Source organism: Oculatella sp. LEGE 06141 (genome assembly GCF_015207605.1).
Taxonomy (GTDB): domain Bacteria; phylum Cyanobacteriota; class Cyanobacteriia; order Elainellales; family Elainellaceae; genus Oculatella.
In genome coordinates, this window is sequence record NZ_JADEWO010000009.1 from 21,113 (window position 1) to 35,488 (window position 14,376).

At 54.2% G+C, this 14,376-nt stretch carries 21 protein-coding genes; 2 read left to right on the forward strand and 19 right to left on the reverse strand.

Going from position 1 to position 14,376, the window contains the following annotated elements; all coding sequences use genetic code 11:
* Positions 1-30 precede the first annotated feature (30 nt).
* From IQ268_RS08505 to IQ268_RS08545, 9 genes are all read right to left on the reverse strand, one after another.
* The gene (locus IQ268_RS08505; RefSeq protein WP_193877468.1) at positions 31-435 is read right to left on the reverse strand and encodes a hypothetical protein; all 405 of its coding nucleotides are present in this window, start codon (positions 433-435) and stop codon (positions 31-33) included.
* Positions 435-809, reverse strand: coding sequence for a hypothetical protein (locus tag IQ268_RS08510; protein WP_193877470.1), 375 nt, complete (start codon positions 807-809; stop codon positions 435-437). The genes IQ268_RS08505 and IQ268_RS08510 overlap by 1 nt, the downstream gene beginning before the upstream one ends.
* 2 nt (positions 810-811) lie before the next feature.
* Positions 812-1,207 carry a hypothetical protein gene (locus IQ268_RS08515; protein WP_193877472.1) on the reverse strand — a complete coding sequence of 132 codons (396 nt, stop codon included), beginning with the start codon at positions 1,205-1,207 and terminating at the stop codon, positions 812-814.
* Between the two features lie 116 nt (positions 1,208-1,323).
* Positions 1,324-1,725: a hypothetical protein gene (locus IQ268_RS08520; RefSeq protein ID WP_193877474.1), complete on the reverse strand. Its 402-nt coding sequence runs from the start codon at positions 1,723-1,725 to the stop codon at positions 1,324-1,326.
* Positions 1,725-2,207: a hypothetical protein gene (locus IQ268_RS08525; RefSeq protein ID WP_193877476.1), complete on the reverse strand. Its 483-nt coding sequence runs from the start codon at positions 2,205-2,207 to the stop codon at positions 1,725-1,727. The genes IQ268_RS08520 and IQ268_RS08525 overlap by 1 nt, the downstream gene beginning before the upstream one ends.
* Positions 2,204-2,902: a hypothetical protein gene (locus IQ268_RS08530; protein WP_193877478.1), complete on the reverse strand. Its 699-nt coding sequence runs from the start codon at positions 2,900-2,902 to the stop codon at positions 2,204-2,206. Before IQ268_RS08530 ends, IQ268_RS08525 begins: the two co-directional genes overlap by 4 nt.
* 2 nt (positions 2,903-2,904) lie before the next feature.
* Entirely contained in the window at positions 2,905-3,261 is a 357-nt protein-coding gene (locus IQ268_RS08535; RefSeq protein WP_193877480.1) for a hypothetical protein, read from the reverse strand.
* A 1-nt stretch (position 3,262) separates the two neighbouring features.
* Positions 3,263-3,505, reverse strand: coding sequence for a hypothetical protein (locus IQ268_RS08540; protein ID WP_193877482.1), 243 nt, complete (start codon positions 3,503-3,505; stop codon positions 3,263-3,265).
* Positions 3,506-3,513: 8 nt separating this feature from the next.
* On the reverse strand, positions 3,514-5,325 hold the full coding sequence (locus IQ268_RS08545; protein WP_193877484.1) for a DNA-binding protein: 1,812 nt from the start codon (positions 5,323-5,325) through the stop codon (positions 3,514-3,516).
* A gap of 121 nt (positions 5,326-5,446) precedes the next feature.
* Here IQ268_RS08545 and IQ268_RS08550 point away from each other — a divergent pair, with 121 nt between their 5' ends.
* Positions 5,447-5,686: a helix-turn-helix domain-containing protein gene (locus IQ268_RS08550; RefSeq protein WP_193877486.1), complete on the forward strand. Its 240-nt coding sequence runs from the start codon at positions 5,447-5,449 to the stop codon at positions 5,684-5,686.
* Here the strand turns inward: IQ268_RS08550 and IQ268_RS08555 are convergent.
* The 10 genes from IQ268_RS08555 to IQ268_RS08600 all read right to left on the reverse strand — a co-directional run bounded on the left by IQ268_RS08555 (position 5,683) and on the right by IQ268_RS08600 (position 13,313).
* A complete protein-coding gene (locus tag IQ268_RS08555; protein WP_193877488.1) occupies positions 5,683-6,402 on the reverse strand; it encodes a hypothetical protein in 720 nt (239 codons plus the stop codon). The genes IQ268_RS08550 and IQ268_RS08555 overlap by 4 nt on opposite strands.
* A 37-nt stretch (positions 6,403-6,439) precedes the next feature.
* Complete coding sequence (locus tag IQ268_RS08560) at positions 6,440-7,120, reverse strand: hypothetical protein (RefSeq protein ID WP_193877815.1); 681 nt, start codon at positions 7,118-7,120, stop codon at positions 6,440-6,442.
* 9 nt (positions 7,121-7,129) lie between these two features.
* A complete protein-coding gene (locus IQ268_RS08565) occupies positions 7,130-7,852 on the reverse strand; it encodes a hypothetical protein (RefSeq protein WP_193877490.1) in 723 nt (240 codons plus the stop codon).
* Positions 7,809-8,000, reverse strand: coding sequence for a hypothetical protein (locus IQ268_RS08570; protein ID WP_193877492.1), 192 nt, complete (start codon positions 7,998-8,000; stop codon positions 7,809-7,811). Before IQ268_RS08570 ends, IQ268_RS08565 begins: the two co-directional genes overlap by 44 nt.
* 13 nt (positions 8,001-8,013) lie before the next feature.
* Positions 8,014-9,321, reverse strand: a complete 1,308-nt coding sequence (locus IQ268_RS08575; RefSeq protein WP_193877494.1) for a hypothetical protein — start codon at positions 9,319-9,321, stop codon at positions 8,014-8,016.
* A 38-nt stretch (positions 9,322-9,359) separates the two neighbouring features.
* Entirely contained in the window at positions 9,360-10,703 is a 1,344-nt protein-coding gene (locus IQ268_RS08580; RefSeq protein WP_193877496.1) for a PBSX family phage terminase large subunit, read from the reverse strand.
* Positions 10,685-11,164, reverse strand: coding sequence for a helix-turn-helix domain-containing protein (locus IQ268_RS08585; RefSeq protein ID WP_193877498.1), 480 nt, complete (start codon positions 11,162-11,164; stop codon positions 10,685-10,687). Before IQ268_RS08585 ends, IQ268_RS08580 begins: the two co-directional genes overlap by 19 nt.
* A 161-nt stretch (positions 11,165-11,325) precedes the next feature.
* Positions 11,326-11,556 (reverse strand): hypothetical protein, encoded by a 231-nt coding sequence (locus IQ268_RS08590; RefSeq protein WP_193877500.1) that lies wholly within the window; start codon positions 11,554-11,556, stop codon positions 11,326-11,328.
* Position 11,557: 1 nt separating this feature from the next.
* Positions 11,558-12,532 carry a tyrosine-type recombinase/integrase gene (locus tag IQ268_RS08595; RefSeq protein ID WP_193877502.1) on the reverse strand — a complete coding sequence of 325 codons (975 nt, stop codon included), beginning with the start codon at positions 12,530-12,532 and terminating at the stop codon, positions 11,558-11,560.
* Positions 12,525-13,313: a site-specific DNA-methyltransferase gene (locus IQ268_RS08600; protein ID WP_193877504.1), complete on the reverse strand. Its 789-nt coding sequence runs from the start codon at positions 13,311-13,313 to the stop codon at positions 12,525-12,527. The genes IQ268_RS08595 and IQ268_RS08600 overlap by 8 nt, the downstream gene beginning before the upstream one ends.
* Positions 13,314-13,587: 274 nt before the next feature.
* On the opposite strand from IQ268_RS08600, the gene IQ268_RS08605 reads away from it, so the two are divergent.
* The gene (locus IQ268_RS08605; RefSeq protein ID WP_193877506.1) at positions 13,588-14,373 is read left to right on the forward strand and encodes a sigma-70 family RNA polymerase sigma factor; all 786 of its coding nucleotides are present in this window, start codon (positions 13,588-13,590) and stop codon (positions 14,371-14,373) included.
* The last annotated feature ends 3 nt before the right edge of the window (positions 14,374-14,376 follow it).

The window sequence follows — 14,376 nt, forward strand, 5'->3', positions numbered from 1 at the left end:
AGAGTCTTACTGTTATCCCGCAAAGCACTTTCACTCCAATGGATTGAGCACCTTAGGCGCATAAATCCAAAACTTGCATTGTTCCAGCTTTAAACTGGTTGGCGGTTGATAGTTCGGTTGTCGCTTCATTGGAAACGCCGCTTCAACCTTGCGTTTGGCGATCGCCAGCGCTGCATCACTGCTGAAATTAACCAGCTCCACTACCCAGGAATAATCAGCAAACCTCTGCCCGCTCGACATAGGAGTTACATTCCCGTGGGGCACTGGCTGAATCGTGCAGCGCAGCCCCTTTGTTTCCAATACCGCAGGCACAACCGTGCCGCGCCAAATGGCAGGATTGCCGTTGTTGAAATCGCCCAACTCATCGACCAGAATCGTTTTTAGCTTGGCTTCTAGAGCCTCAAGTTCCAGGCGCAGTTGCTCTCGTTCGTCCATTATTCAAACTCCAACGATTGAGATCTCTTCAGCTCGCCAGAGTCGTCAATGGTCTCCCAGTTGGGCGCGTCCTTATGCCGCTTCTTGCCCGTGCTCTTGATATCCCATTGGTGGTGTTCAATGGTCTCTTTAAAGCGATCGCCCAACTCTTCAGCCGTCGCTTCAAAGGCAGTATTGATATCGCCGTCGTATTTCTCAGCAAACAACTCTTCTAGGTTGGTCTCTGCAATCACCACTTCAGTCCACGGGCGATCGCGGTCTTTGAACCCTGTCAGGCTTGGCTCGCCGTTGTGAGTTTGCTCTGCGTGTTCAGCTCCCCAAATAAAGGTTGCTTTGCGATCGGTGATATCAGGCGGATTCCAGTTCAGTTCCATGGCTACTCCGGAATAAACCAACCGACAATCTTGGTGCCTGTCGCCTGCTCAACGATCGCCCCAATCCCTTCTCTGCCATAGGGTGGGTTGATTAGCACTAGGCGAAATCTTCCTGACCTGCGGTTGAATGTCAGCGTTGCTTCGGTCTCTTCAGTGATATTCAAAGGCAAAATCATTGGCGTAATGCAATGCCCTTCCAGGGCGATCGCGTCTCGCTCCACTTGTGGATCGTGCTGCAATAGCCGCTGCGTCGATTCGCTAGCCAGCTTCAGCTTGGCAGAAACGCTCCGCTGGTTGCAGACAGGCGCAGAGTTGCCAAATTCGTCAGCCTCGCTATCTTCACCCAGCGTCTCGAAGACAATCTGAGCATTCTCAAACCCTGCAAATACGCCGCTCATGCGATTCCTCTAACGGATCGCCTCAGAGTTCCCAACCACTCAGTCCGGAATTCCGGACTGAGTTGCCAATAAAAAAGCGCCTTTGGCAAAAAGGCGCTCCCCTTAATATCTAGCTTCTATTTGGATACCCATTTTTTGAGTGACAGTAGCGCGGCATCATATCCTGCTTTGGCTGATGCCGGATCGATTTGCCCTATTTCATCCTCGATCGCCTCAAACCCCTCTGGCACAATCAACGCATTGTCGAGCGATCGCTGCAACTCCAGTAGGGAGGCGATCGGCACAACCTGCCCGGTGAACTTCACATCATCGGCCTCTTTGATGGTCTGATCGCGGCGCGACTGCTGCAAAAATCGTGCTGCGACGTAGAAGGGGCGATACTCTATCCCGTTGTCAGCCAGCCGAATGCCAGACGACATCTCCAATAGTTCAGTGAGATACAGGTCATCCGCCGTGGATGCCGCCGCCCTTTCCCTGGCACGCTTGAGCGCAATCTGGATGTCGCCGTATCCCACCATCACGCCTCCAATGTTTGATAGACCAGAATTGCAGCCACCGCTGCCTTAATATTTCGCGTCTGTGGCGTATCCTCAGCAAAATCGAATCCCGCCGTATACGTGGCGCGAATCTCAGTGGCGATCGCCAGTCCTCCAGCCAATTGCAGCCGCCCTGTTCCGTAGTCCAGGTCATAGCCGTCCACCGGTACCACTTGCCAAGCCGAGATGGGATAGAGCCGCCCAAACCCATCCTTGTGCCCACCGCATCTGGCTTCAATCTTGGGTTCCGGCAGTTCTGCGATCGGAATTCGAGACAGGTAACAACTCTGTGCTGTTATGTGGAGCTGTTTGACTTCAACATGGCCCTGTAGTTCCAGCGGACGGTTTGCACCTTTGCTGGATTCAGCCGTCATTTGAGAGCGAGCGATCGCCGCTCTCAATGCCGAGCCAGACAGCTTCACCTCTGGAAACCAGAGCGCCTTATCGCCAGGGGTCAAGATCATGCGGATTCGTAGGCTCCTGCCGCCATAAATGTAATCTGACTATTCAGCAGGCCGAGACTGGTCAGGCCATAGGTGACCAATCCCGTAACACTGCCTGCAACCTTGGAACCCACCTCTAGATAACCCGTCCCACCCCGAACAAACCCCGTGTTCCCTGCCAATCCCAGTGACCCCTGCACCGTCGTGCCCGTCAGCTCCACGTCACCCAGGAGGGCGATCGCCTGTTTCGGCAGGCTAATTCTGAGCGTGTCGGTCAGCCCGGTCTTGCTAATCTGGGTGGTCTTGAAACTGCAATAGAACAGCACAATTTTGCCCAACTCGGCATATCGACCCACCCGGTTAGCGTAGGTCACGGTTGGATTGCTGGACGCTCCAAGCAGCGTTGGGCTGTAGTCAGTCCATTTAAAGCTGTTTTGGATGGTGGCAAGCAGGGCAGTCAGTTGGGCGATCGCCTGTTGCATGTTGGCGATCGATGTACTCATACCCGTTTCCATGCCGGAGACGAAGGCTGCCATTTGGGCAATCTCTTGCTGTGTATGGTTTGCCGAAGCGCCCGCATTCTGCTGCAAGCCCACCAGCAGGGCGGCGAGTTGGTCGATCGCTGCCTGTGTGCTGGTTGCTGATAGAGGACTGCCTGGAATCGGCTGATACATCTGAGCGGCTGCCGGAACGCTGCCAGGATTGCTGAGCGGCATGGCTAGCTGCACTCCTCTCCAGTGACTGCACCAGTTCCCGCCCAGACGCTGACAACGCCTCGATACAAATTAGTGGAGTTGATCTCGTACACACCCCCATTGGCTTTGAGGATAATGCCACGATTCGACCCCATTGGATCGGTTGTGGGGCCACGATGCAGCACGATGTCGTCACTGCCATTGTTGATAAAGATCGCCGAAGTTCGGTTTGGGTTGGCAGGCAGCACAACCTTAGCGTTGCCAACGCTAAGCACTTCTATAAAGGTGGCGCAGGTGTTGACAATCAGCGCTCCGCCGCTCCCACCGGTTTGAAGGTTCCGGGCGATTTGCTGGAGGTAATGGTTATCGGTTTCCGACATCTCACCTCTCCAGCCGTGGGCATTCAGGTTCGGCGATCGCGCACATCAATTCGCCATACAAATCAGTGCGAATCTTCTCACCGCAGCGAGGACACTGATTGTCATGGGGCGGATAGATGCACTCTGAATCAACGATGGCGATCGCTGGCTCAACATCAGAGGATTCGTCAGATTCAGACGGCTCAATGTCCGAATCTACCTCTTCAGGCGGCAAGGGTGCGGTTTGTCTTTTACGTTCTGCCATTGCAGCCTCTACAAAGTGACATCTACTGTACGAACGTCAATCACCCGCAACTGTTGCGGCACAGTGCTGGCATCAGAGTAGCCAGTTGGGTCAACGTCCAACGGACAGAACCCTTCCTCCGATCGCCAAATATAAGAGTCACTGCGCTGAAAATCATCATCATTGGAGCGGCGAATCTCCATCTCCTGACCCACGCCACGCCCAATCGTGTCCGAGCCAAATGCATAGGATGTACGGGTTGCCCTGCTTCCAGCACCCAACGTTTCAGTCTGCACACCCTCTGTGCCAGGAGCGCCCATCGAGAAGGCGTTGGTTTCAAAGATATGGAAGTTCGATATCTTGCCCAGGTAGCCACTAACCTTGCCCATCTCGCCACTGTTGGCAGTGTTGAGGATGTTAGTAACTTCTTCAATTGACTGCTCCGAGGGGAACTGGAAGCGGTTGCCGAGGGATTTACGAACCTGCGATCGCCCTTTGGAATGAGTCGCCATACCATAACAGCCATCCTCATAGGTTGGGATCTGTAAGCCGCGCATGTAGCTGTACAGCTCATCCATGAAACCCTCGGTCAACGTGCCGTCATCCCCTGCGCCTACATCACCTGGCGTTGCTGTGACGGAGCTGCGATCGTTGTAAACCACGCGGCTCGTCGGGTCCCATAATCCACGAATCGTCAGGTCTTCCCATACCTGATAGTCATAGTTGAGGTTGCGATCGAGCACCTGTTCCAAGTCCAGCAGCGAGTTAGCGGAGACAAACTGCGGAATCAGAATCGGCGGGGAGTTGTTATCCAGTCCCAGTCCCCACTCTTCCAACACACAGGAGACGCTGCCCTGGGTCAAGCCCTGGCGCGAGTTGGTGATTCGGGCATAGGTGCCAGAACCGCTGAGCTTACGAGCCGCACTGTTGGCAGGCGCAGAGTTGTAGGCAAATCGAGGGATCTTGACCGTATCCCCCTGGCCCTTACCCATGTCCAATTTCACCTTTACAAACTGGTGAAAGATGAAGCTGGGAGTGTGCGTCAGCCGCATCACAGTGCTGAGATAGGCCAGGAATCCATCAGGAATCGTGACCTTGGTCGTGTTGTCTCGCCCCATACCCGATCGCAACAGTCCATTTGCCTTGGCGAACTGCTCCATATCCTTTCGCACAGCAGCGGCATTGTCGCGCACAAACCGCTTCAGATTGGTGTAGTCCTTGGAAACAACGATCTGACCCTGCGTGTTTTCGTGGCTGTACTTCGGGGTCTGATCCGAATTTTCCAGGATGTCGAAAAAGTCTGCGGCAGCACCGGGGGCTTTATCCGATCGCGTCGATGTAACTGTGTTGACCATGACTGTGGTGCGATCGCCACCACTCGCCACCGGGTTAGCACTCCCCATCACCTGAAACACTCCTGCTAGCCGTGAAGCCTCGTCTTTTGCCGACTGCAACTGCTGTGTCGTCGCGTCGAGCTGCGCCTGGGTTTGGTCGAGCCGCTCTTGAATTGGCGCGATCGCCTGGTTAACAGCGGTGTTGATGCTGTCGCCGAGTAAAGCCTGTAGCTCCTCTGGCTTCAACGTCACCATCTGCGGTAGTGGCTGACTGTCCGTCGCTGGCTGTCCATTGGCGCTATCGCTGCCCGTTACAGAAACAGGTGTGGCGGGTGTTTCTGTTGCAGTGTCAGACTGTGCTGCCGTGTCGCCACTGCCATTGGGTCGCTTCAACTTGTCATTGTTGAGCGCATTGATCGCGTCTTTCTCGGAGCTACCAGCGGCGATCGCATCGCTTCCGGTGGTTTTAGTCGTTCTAGCGGAGGAAGTTCTCGGTTTGGTTGCCATATTCAAGAGGGTGGTGCAATTGCTCCCCTTAAATTGCCCGATCGCCTTCTATCCCCTGTTAGTTTTGAGAAGATGATGCATACTCTGATATATCATCTGATGCGAATTATGTAGTTTCAGTATGGAAGCCGAAGCCGAGCAGATTGAATACTCTGAATTGATCCGTCAGATGCGCTGGCGGCTCGGACTGACTCAGGAAGATCTCGCCATCAAGCTAAAAGTGAGACTCGTAACGGTCAACCGTTGGGAAAACGGGCACACCTCTCCGTCTCGCATGGCATTCGATCGCATTGAAACAGTACTGAGTGAGATGGGCGATCGCGGTCGTGACCTGCTAGACCGCTATTTCATCTCAGACTAAATCCTTGAGCCTGTAATCACGCCAGCGTTCGGCGCGGCTGGCGTTGCCACCAGGCTGATTTCAAGTAAATCAATTAGTCCAATCCGCTCATAGTAGGGAGCGGTCAGCTTCCGCACCTCTGGGTCATTCAGATCCATCCAGGGATTCGGAATCAGGTGAGGACATTTCTCGTCGGCAAAAGAGGTCTTGCAGTGCGGACAGCCCAACATCGTGAAGTTGAACCCGCCGACGCTTACCTCGCGCAACCGACCAAACCGTAGCCCTTGGATAACAGAACTGTTCAGTTCAAAGTAGATATTGCAAACAGTCTGCACCAGGCCGTCGCGATCGACAATCTTCTTGTTCCAGGCAAAATAACCGGCGCGATCGAGCACTTCTTTAGGAGCCGTGGCGCTCTTCTGGACTTCCGCCTCCAACACGCGCCCAACTACCTTGCCCACATCACCCCAGTCATGATCGAGCGTTGCCGGGAGTCCTGGCAGCATGTCAGCCATCTTGTAGAGGTCTGGCTCTGTCCAGGTGCCAATGTTGCGGGTCACCAAATTATTAGCGGCCACGAACGATAGAACGATGACCTCATCAGCCGTCAGCGGCTCCATGCCCTGCGGCACATGTTGATTGATTAGTTCAAGCTGGCGATCGCTCGGTCGAATAGAAGCGGCGATCGCGGGTTGGCTGGAGACAGCATCATTGGCAGGAACGAAACGCTTAGACATGACGGCAGTGAGTAAACTGCCGTAGCATTCCTACCCATCAAAATGGGCTGCGATAATCCGGCTCCTGTAGTGGCTTGCCATCCTCCCAATCGGGGCAACTATCCTCTTCAGCTCCATAGGGATGCATTCCACAAACCAACATGTTGCCGCCATAGACGCGACCGTGATAGTGGCAACAGCCCTGGCAGGATTCAGGCTGAGGCGGCTTCTGGCTAGTTACTATGCGCCCAACAAAAGAAAAGCCATAGGTTGTTATATCCACATAACACCCCTCCTCATGCTCATAGGTGTGCTGTGGAACGATGTTGTATTCAAGCGTTGTGAGTGGCGATCGCCCTCCACTAAGCCATTGCCTTCTACCGGTTCGGAATTCGTAAATTCGTTCTCCATTCTCAATGGACACGAACGATTCGATGAGATTGAGGCAAATCGTCAGTGTGGCGCGGCGATCGCCCCAATATGAACTACCAAATTCAAACTCCAGAATGTCACCAATGATTCGCAGATCATCAATCATTGGATGCGGCCTATCACCGGAAACCGCACAGCGTTGATGGGCGGTTGGGTGCAGCATAACAATAGCAACAGCAGTATGAAGACGCACTCGGGAGGCAGGGATTTCGACTGAGCGATCGCCCTCAGAAACCCTGGCCGTCATCACTGATTCAGTACAGCGAATCGTCCAATTCTGCTCGGGGTGCGGTGGAAGAACTGCCATACAAGCCCTCTATGATGCCTTTAAATGGTGGGAAATCCTGTGTCCGATCATGCCCCATCGCCGACTCAGCATGTCGCCAGGCTTCTCTTTAGCAAACTCCTTGGTGCATTTGCAGGATGAGCCACAGGTACAGCGATCGCCCGGATTGGGTAGCGATCGAATGGCTTGCCAACCCTGAGCCGCATAGTCAATGCAGGGTGAGCAACTGTCTCTTGCATGGCGCAACCGCCGCTCCCAGTTATAGCCATCCTGCGCGTGGGATTCAGTGCGTGCCAGCTCATAGGCGTGTCGGGTATCAGCCGCATACAGGTTGAGCCGTTGCCACAACTGGCCTTCGGTGAGCTTCCCCGCAATCAAATCTTCACTGAATCCCCGCAGATAGCGATACTGCTCTTTCAGCCGTTGCCCAATCAGCCCATAATCTCGCTGATTTAAACGGCCACTACCGCCTTTTCCGATCGCATACTGGTTGATTTCAATGGTTTTCAGCGTCTTGGCGGTTGCTTCCTCCCAGGTTCCAACGCTAATTTTGCGCTTCAACAGCAGATTGCCGATGGTTTTCAGGTCATCTTTGGCCTGTCGAATCGTCTTCTGGGTCAGAGCATCGACTGCTTCTTTGCTGAGGAACTGCCCCTTCCCCGCGCCGCTGCTGATCCGATAGCGCTGGCTGTTGCGATCGAACTTAAATTCATTCGCCATCGATCGCATCCAATAGGTTGATGTACTCTTCATCGGGTGGATTATCCTTCCACTCCGTCGCAGCTGCGTCTACGTCAACATCTGTGACAGTGGCGATCGCTAGGAGATCCTCAAGGTCGGGTAGTGATTCGTCAGAAAATTCAAGTCTCGGTTTCTCGGTCATGGCGATCGCCTCGGTCATTTTTCAATCCTCATTAATAACGAGCGGGCTTCCTTCGAGAAGAGGCTTTGGGTTTTCTGCCATTGGTCGCTCCGTTGCTTGGTGTGGATTCCTCTTCGCTTTCGCTCTCCTCGTCTGGAGCCGCTTGCGCTGCTGCTGCCATCGGGTCGGTGAGCAGCACTGGATAACTGAGCTGATACTTGCCGCGCTCTAGAAACGCCTCGTAGCCTAGCCGCAGAATCAATTCTGTGTTGAGGATTTGCTTGATGCCGGGGGTGAGGACGAGCGATCGCAGAGAATTAATGTATCGGGCATAAGCTTTGGCGGGTTGGCCGCTGATGTCCTTCGCCCCATCAATTTTGAACCCGGCATAGCGCCATAGCGGGATCTGAGCAGGCATAATCAGCCGCGTGCGCCGAAACAGCACATTATCTGCCAGCGCAGAGAGGTTGGGATTGTAGTTCGCCAGTTTGCGAATGTCGCCACCCGCCAGCGTGTAATAGTTCGTGATCACGCCATCTTCCAGACGCGCCTCATGGTCTTGCTGGTAGGCATCCTTGTAGTCACCCTCAACTCCCTCTGGCATCTCATGCACGTTTGGATTAATCCCCAACTCCCGCGCCGCTGTTGCCATGTCGGCAGTCCCCTCCTTCAGCTTCTGCCAATCATCGCCGGATTGTCGCCAGATGGATTGTCCATAGAGCGTCTGCCTGCGGTGACGAAAATGCACAATCTGTGGCGGATAAAAATAGTGGAGCGGCTCTCCTTGCAGCCTCACCCGCTGTTCGTAGCCCAACAGCAGGCCGTTATCTTCTTCGAGTCGAAACATCGTCCAGGTCGGCAGCGCCAATGTTCGGCTGATGCCCAACTGCCCCTTGCGTGTTCCGTCGCGATCGATTCCAATCGAGAGGAATGCATCGCCATCGCCTAAGGCGCGATCGATGATTTGCCCCAGCGTCGCAATATCGAGCACGTCTAGACGGTTGAACAAATCAGTGCAGATCGCCTTCACGTCCGGGTCTACAGGCGTTTCATCGTCTTCCAGAGTGTCGGAGATGGTCAATCCCAATGAGTCGCCATTCTCCGAGCCGAGAATGTCATCTCGCAGGATTGAGAGCGTTGTGGCGACTTCCGGGCACCAGGTTCGCATTTCAACCAATTGCCGCGCCAGTAAATAATCCCTAACCACCACCTCTTGAATTTCTAAATCGAAGTTTCGGTGGTGAATGGTGGCAGTCGCATTTCGTCTAGGTCGCTGCGTGCCGGTGATGGTCGTCGGACGGCTAAAGCCAAGCGCTCTGCCGATGACTTGAATGATGTTTGGTCTGCCGGGGGTAAGCATGGCAAATGGTTGAAGACTGCATCTAGCTTGCCCTGAGATTAGCGTTTCTTAGATGTGAACGATGACGAGTAAGCAATTTTGCTGCTCAACATTACCGGCTCTAAAGCGTAGCGAGCCGCATCCCAGCAATGATTGAACTTATCCACAACAATCGGGAGAATCTCACCACTGAGGCGATCGACCTTATAACAGTAGAGCCGTGCTTCCTCAATCGTGTGCTTGCAGCGAGGGTGAATCACGATCTGGTCGTACGATCGCAGATGAGCAATGCCATCCTCAACAGAGCCAGCGCCCTTGGTTGCGGCGACTAGTTTCGGGATAGGCGGAATGCCGTTCTCACCTGGCCTGCCTCGCTTGACGTGACTGATCGATTCAGGGCGAGAATTGTCGGCTCGCACTGAATACTGGTCAATTTCAGGAACGTCCTCAAGCCAGCGCTTAGCTGTATCATCCAGCTCGAGATGATAAGCGTAGGATTCGTACTCCACATAAAGTTTACGGTTGTGAACCCAGCAACGAACTGCTGTTGTTGGATCTGAGCCAAATCCCCAGTCTGCTCCGTGATACGGGCCATCCCAGCGATCGCTCGCAACAAATTCCTCAATGACCCACTTACCGTTGAGAATCTGCGCGTCTGATTTCTCCCAGAACCCGCCTTCCCAAATATGGTTGTAGGCTGCCGGGTCAGTTGCGGCTAGCGATCGCCGCTCGTCATCCAGAACTGAAGGGAAATGCGGGTTATCGTTCCAGTTGACCTGGCGAACATAGACGTTCGATCGCTCCTTCGCAACCAGCTCCGTCCACACCGTGTCGGTGGGGTTAAGTGGGTTGAACGTGACCCAAATCTCGCTACCCTCTTCCCGAATTGTCGGGATGAGTACCTGCCACGATTCAGCGCTGATGGTTTGCGCCTCTTCTAGCCACAAGTGTGTCAACCCAGCCATCGACTTGATGGATTGAACGTTGTGGCGAACGCCCTTGAAGATAAACTGCGAGCCGTTTGCGCCGAGAATTGTGTCGCGCTGCGCTTCGTAGAAATCGTCTAGTCCTAAGGCATTGATGCGCTCGGAGAGTAGCGCGTGAACTGATTCCTTGATCGATACTTGAAATTCACGAGCGCAGAGCACTCGAATCTTGCGCTTTAGCCCTTCAATCAGCAATGCATCGGCGGCAGCGTAGCTCTTGCCCGATCCACGCCCACCCCATAGGCACTTGTAGCGTCGGGGGATAAACAGCGGCTGCGCCCAATCAGCCAGTTTGAGCGAAAGGGATTCTGCCAACTCGGTGCGATCGCCTGCCGTCTCATCCAAATCCAGGCCGATCGCCGCTGCTGCTTCTGCTGCAAACTCAGCTCGGCGCTTTTTTACGCTCGCTCCTGCCATTTTTCTTGCAGGGTGAGGATGAATTCTCTGGGGCTGATGTCTAGGGCGATCGCCATGTCTGCCAGGTCAGCCGCAGACTTCGGCATAACTTTGCGCCGGTACTCCAACAGCCGCACCAGTGCGCCCGCGATGCTGCCGAGCGATCGCGCATCGGTTTCGCCACCGCTTAGAGTTGCGGATAGGTCGCTGATCGCCAGGTCGATAATTTCTAGTTCATCAATGTCACCGCCACCCCGCTGCCGTCGCGGAGCTGGCTCTTTTTTGGGGGATGAGTCCAGAATTCCGGACTGCTTGGGTTTGGCATTGATGGAAATAACTTTTTGCTCTCGCCAGTTGCCATCGTCTGCCCAACGTTCGATCGTGCGGCGGCTGACCCCTAATCGCTGAGCGATTGAGGCGATCGTTTCTCCGGCTAAAAGTGCTTGTTTGGCTACCTGCTTGCGTGGATCGTCCTGCGACATTGGCTGCGACACTGCGACATCGACATCGCCAGAATTCCTACAGCGTCAATGGTTCAGCCAATGTCGTAGCTGTGAAAATGCGTCACGGGGGCGATCACTCCTAGCAAAACCCCAGCCGCGATGGACTGGGGCATCATTTCCTTTAGCAATCAATCCGTCGGCTAGAGTCGCCAGGTCGTAGAGCCGAGACTGTCTTGTGTCTCGGCTCCCCACACTTCAAATCCGAGGTTGCGGAGTTGGAATGCGGCCTCCTCAAGGCTCAACGATCGTACAACACAAAACACGTAGAGCGCCGTATGGTGGCGGCAGGCGGCAACAGGCACTGCCCAGCCCACCTGAAAAATGCTGTGATCGGGATTCTTGAGAATGAGCCGAAGAGTAGTAGGCACCATGTCAATCGATCAAATCTGATAGCAGCCCTGTCACGCCTGCCTGAACCCCGGCACGGTTATCGTCATAAATCATGACGGTCTCGATTTTGGAGTGGCGGCTTAACTTTTGTACGCGCCGCACGTCCCCTCCGGTTGCATCCAATGCTGCGGTAATGGCGCTGTGGCGACATCGATGGGGAGACATGACCTTATTAATGCCAGCCGCCTCAGCCGTCTCTCGCACTAATTTATAGATGGCGTTGCCGCTGAGTCGGTGCCCGTAGGAGACGCGATCGAGCGCAATAAATAGAGGATCGGTCGCCAATCCAGTGCCCTGTGCCAGCATCCAGGCGGCGATCGCCTCCGTTGACTTGCTTGATAGATCAATGGTTTGCGCCTGCGTGCCTCGCCCCTTGCCCAAAACCTTGAGCTTGCGGGCATCTGGGTCGAAGTCGCCGCGATCGCACTTCGACACCTCGCCCCGCCGCAGCGCATTGTCCCAGAGCAGCCGGAGGATGGCGTAGTCGCGCTTTCCTTTGAGAGTGGCGCGATCGGGCACGGCCAACAGTTTGCGATATTGCGCCTGGTCTACGCCGCTGGTGTCTCGATAGACCTGAACTTTCTCGCCTTGAACCTCCTCCAGGCTCCATTCACACTTGCCGATTTTTTGGGCGAATTGAACCAGCGATCGAATTGCCGCCAGCCGTCGGTTGACCGTGGCCTCCTTCAACCCTCGCTGAATCAGATGCGATTTGTAATTGAGAACCAGGCCGATTGCCGTGAATCTCTCCAGCCGGAGGAATTCGCTGACCAGTTGGGGTGTGGGGTCGCGATCGCTGATGACGTGGAAGAAATCGTTCAGGTCGCGTCGATAGGCTCGTTTGGTTTCCAGGCTGCGCTTGTCCTCTAGCAGCTCGGCAAGGATATCGCGCTCTTGAACTTTAAAGAAGCTGGAAGATGGAGCCTGGAAAGAGAGGGACGAAAGAGATTCAGCCACACTGCACTTCCTCGTGTATCTGGGAAAGACGCTGGATTGAAGCTGCGTGGAATTTAGGATCTCGCTCCACTGCAATGAAGTTGCGCCCAGTCGTTAAGCAGGCCGCAGCGGTAGAGCCAGACCCGCTGAATGGATCAAGGACGACTCCTCCGAGATCCGTGTAACTCAGCACCAGCCACTTCATCAGCTCTAATGGTTTTTGAGTAGGGTGGTAGGCTGCCTCCCCATTACGAAAGCCGCCAGAAACGTTATTGAACTTCAATACATCTCGTGGGTAGCGATCACCCGTGTTGTCTGTCTTCCTGCCAGCATGTCTACCATAGTGCTGGCAGACATGCTCGGAACTCTTTGCCTTATAAGGTTTTCCGGGGGTTTTCTGCGGGTTGTAAGTGCAGCGGGAGTCTGCATCCTTACCTCGGAAGCGGTGGCAGAAAACCAAAATCAACTCATGGCAGCGCAAGGGACGAATGTTGGCATCTAGAAACCCTAGAGCCATCGGTTTCTCCCAAACCAACTCATAGCGAAATTGTTTTCGGTTGCTAACAATTAACTCTGTCGCGAACGGCTGTTGAGCGAACAAGGCTTTGATGGCCTTTGGCTTACAAATCCGTTCTGCCTCACTCCAAAACAACTGCCAGTCAACCTTGGTATCCCAGGTGAAGTTGGTCGTGTTGTACGGCGGATCGCTAATTAATGCATCAATACATCCATCGGGCAGCGACCTCATTACCTCGATCGCTTCTCCTAACACCACTTGATTCATCGGTAATGCGGAACTCATAATTCAAAACTCAGAACTCGTCGCCGCAGGGTTCCTACTGCAAGGGTGTGGTAATGGACATTTACGCACCCTTGTCTGAGTATTTTTTCTCTAGACAAGGTAGCCAACTTTACAAAAACATTACGTAATTGCTAAGGCTTTGTAAATTACACGCCAACTCAGCAAAACCACAGAGCGAGAGTCTTTGTGGCAGCGGGTATGACTGAGATATGAGAGTGCAGGAGAAGCCCCCCCTTTGCCTCGATCGCTACAAACTTGGGCAAGGATGACAGCAATGGAACGGACACGCATGGCAACTGAGCAGGTTTGGTCTCGATATCGCAAAGTTGCAACCAGACGGGCGGAATTAACCACTCTGCGAAATAACATCGCGACGGCAAATGACAAGCTGGCGCTCAAAATCGCACACCGGATGGCCGCTCAGAGTGCGGAGCCGATTGACGATCTCATTCAACTGGCGAGAATTGGTCTGTTGAAGGCGGTTGAGAAATTCGATCCGACCAAGGGCGTGGCATTCAGCAGCTTTGCGGTGCCTTATATCCAGGGCGAGATCCTCCACTTCCAACGCGACCACTGGAGCCACGTCAAGGTACCGCGCCGCAGCCGCGAATTTTTTGCCAGGGTTAAGGCCACGCAGCGCAAGCTGGCTGCCAAAGGTCAAACGGTGGATGCTGAGAAAATTGCAATTTCTTTGTTGCTCAACGGGCGATATGCCACGCAGGAGGCGATCGCCGCTGCACGGGGGAAATGGCAACAGATTCAGGAAGAATGCGAGCGCAAGCCACTGCTGACGCTAGATGAGGTTCTGCATCATTCCGGTGCGGATGAGTTGGAGGATGAGTCAGAGGATGAGGCACTACGCAAAGAAGTGCGCCAAAACCTGGCTAAACTGCCCGATCGTCTGCGTCGCTGTATTGTGGAGCGCTATTTCGATGACCTCAGCGAAGAGCAAATCGCCAAACAGCAGAATGTGACGGTGGACGTGGTGCAGAGCTGGCTGAATGAAGGGTTGCAACGCCTGCGGATCGGGCATGATGGAGATCAGCAGCGCTTGGGTTAAAAA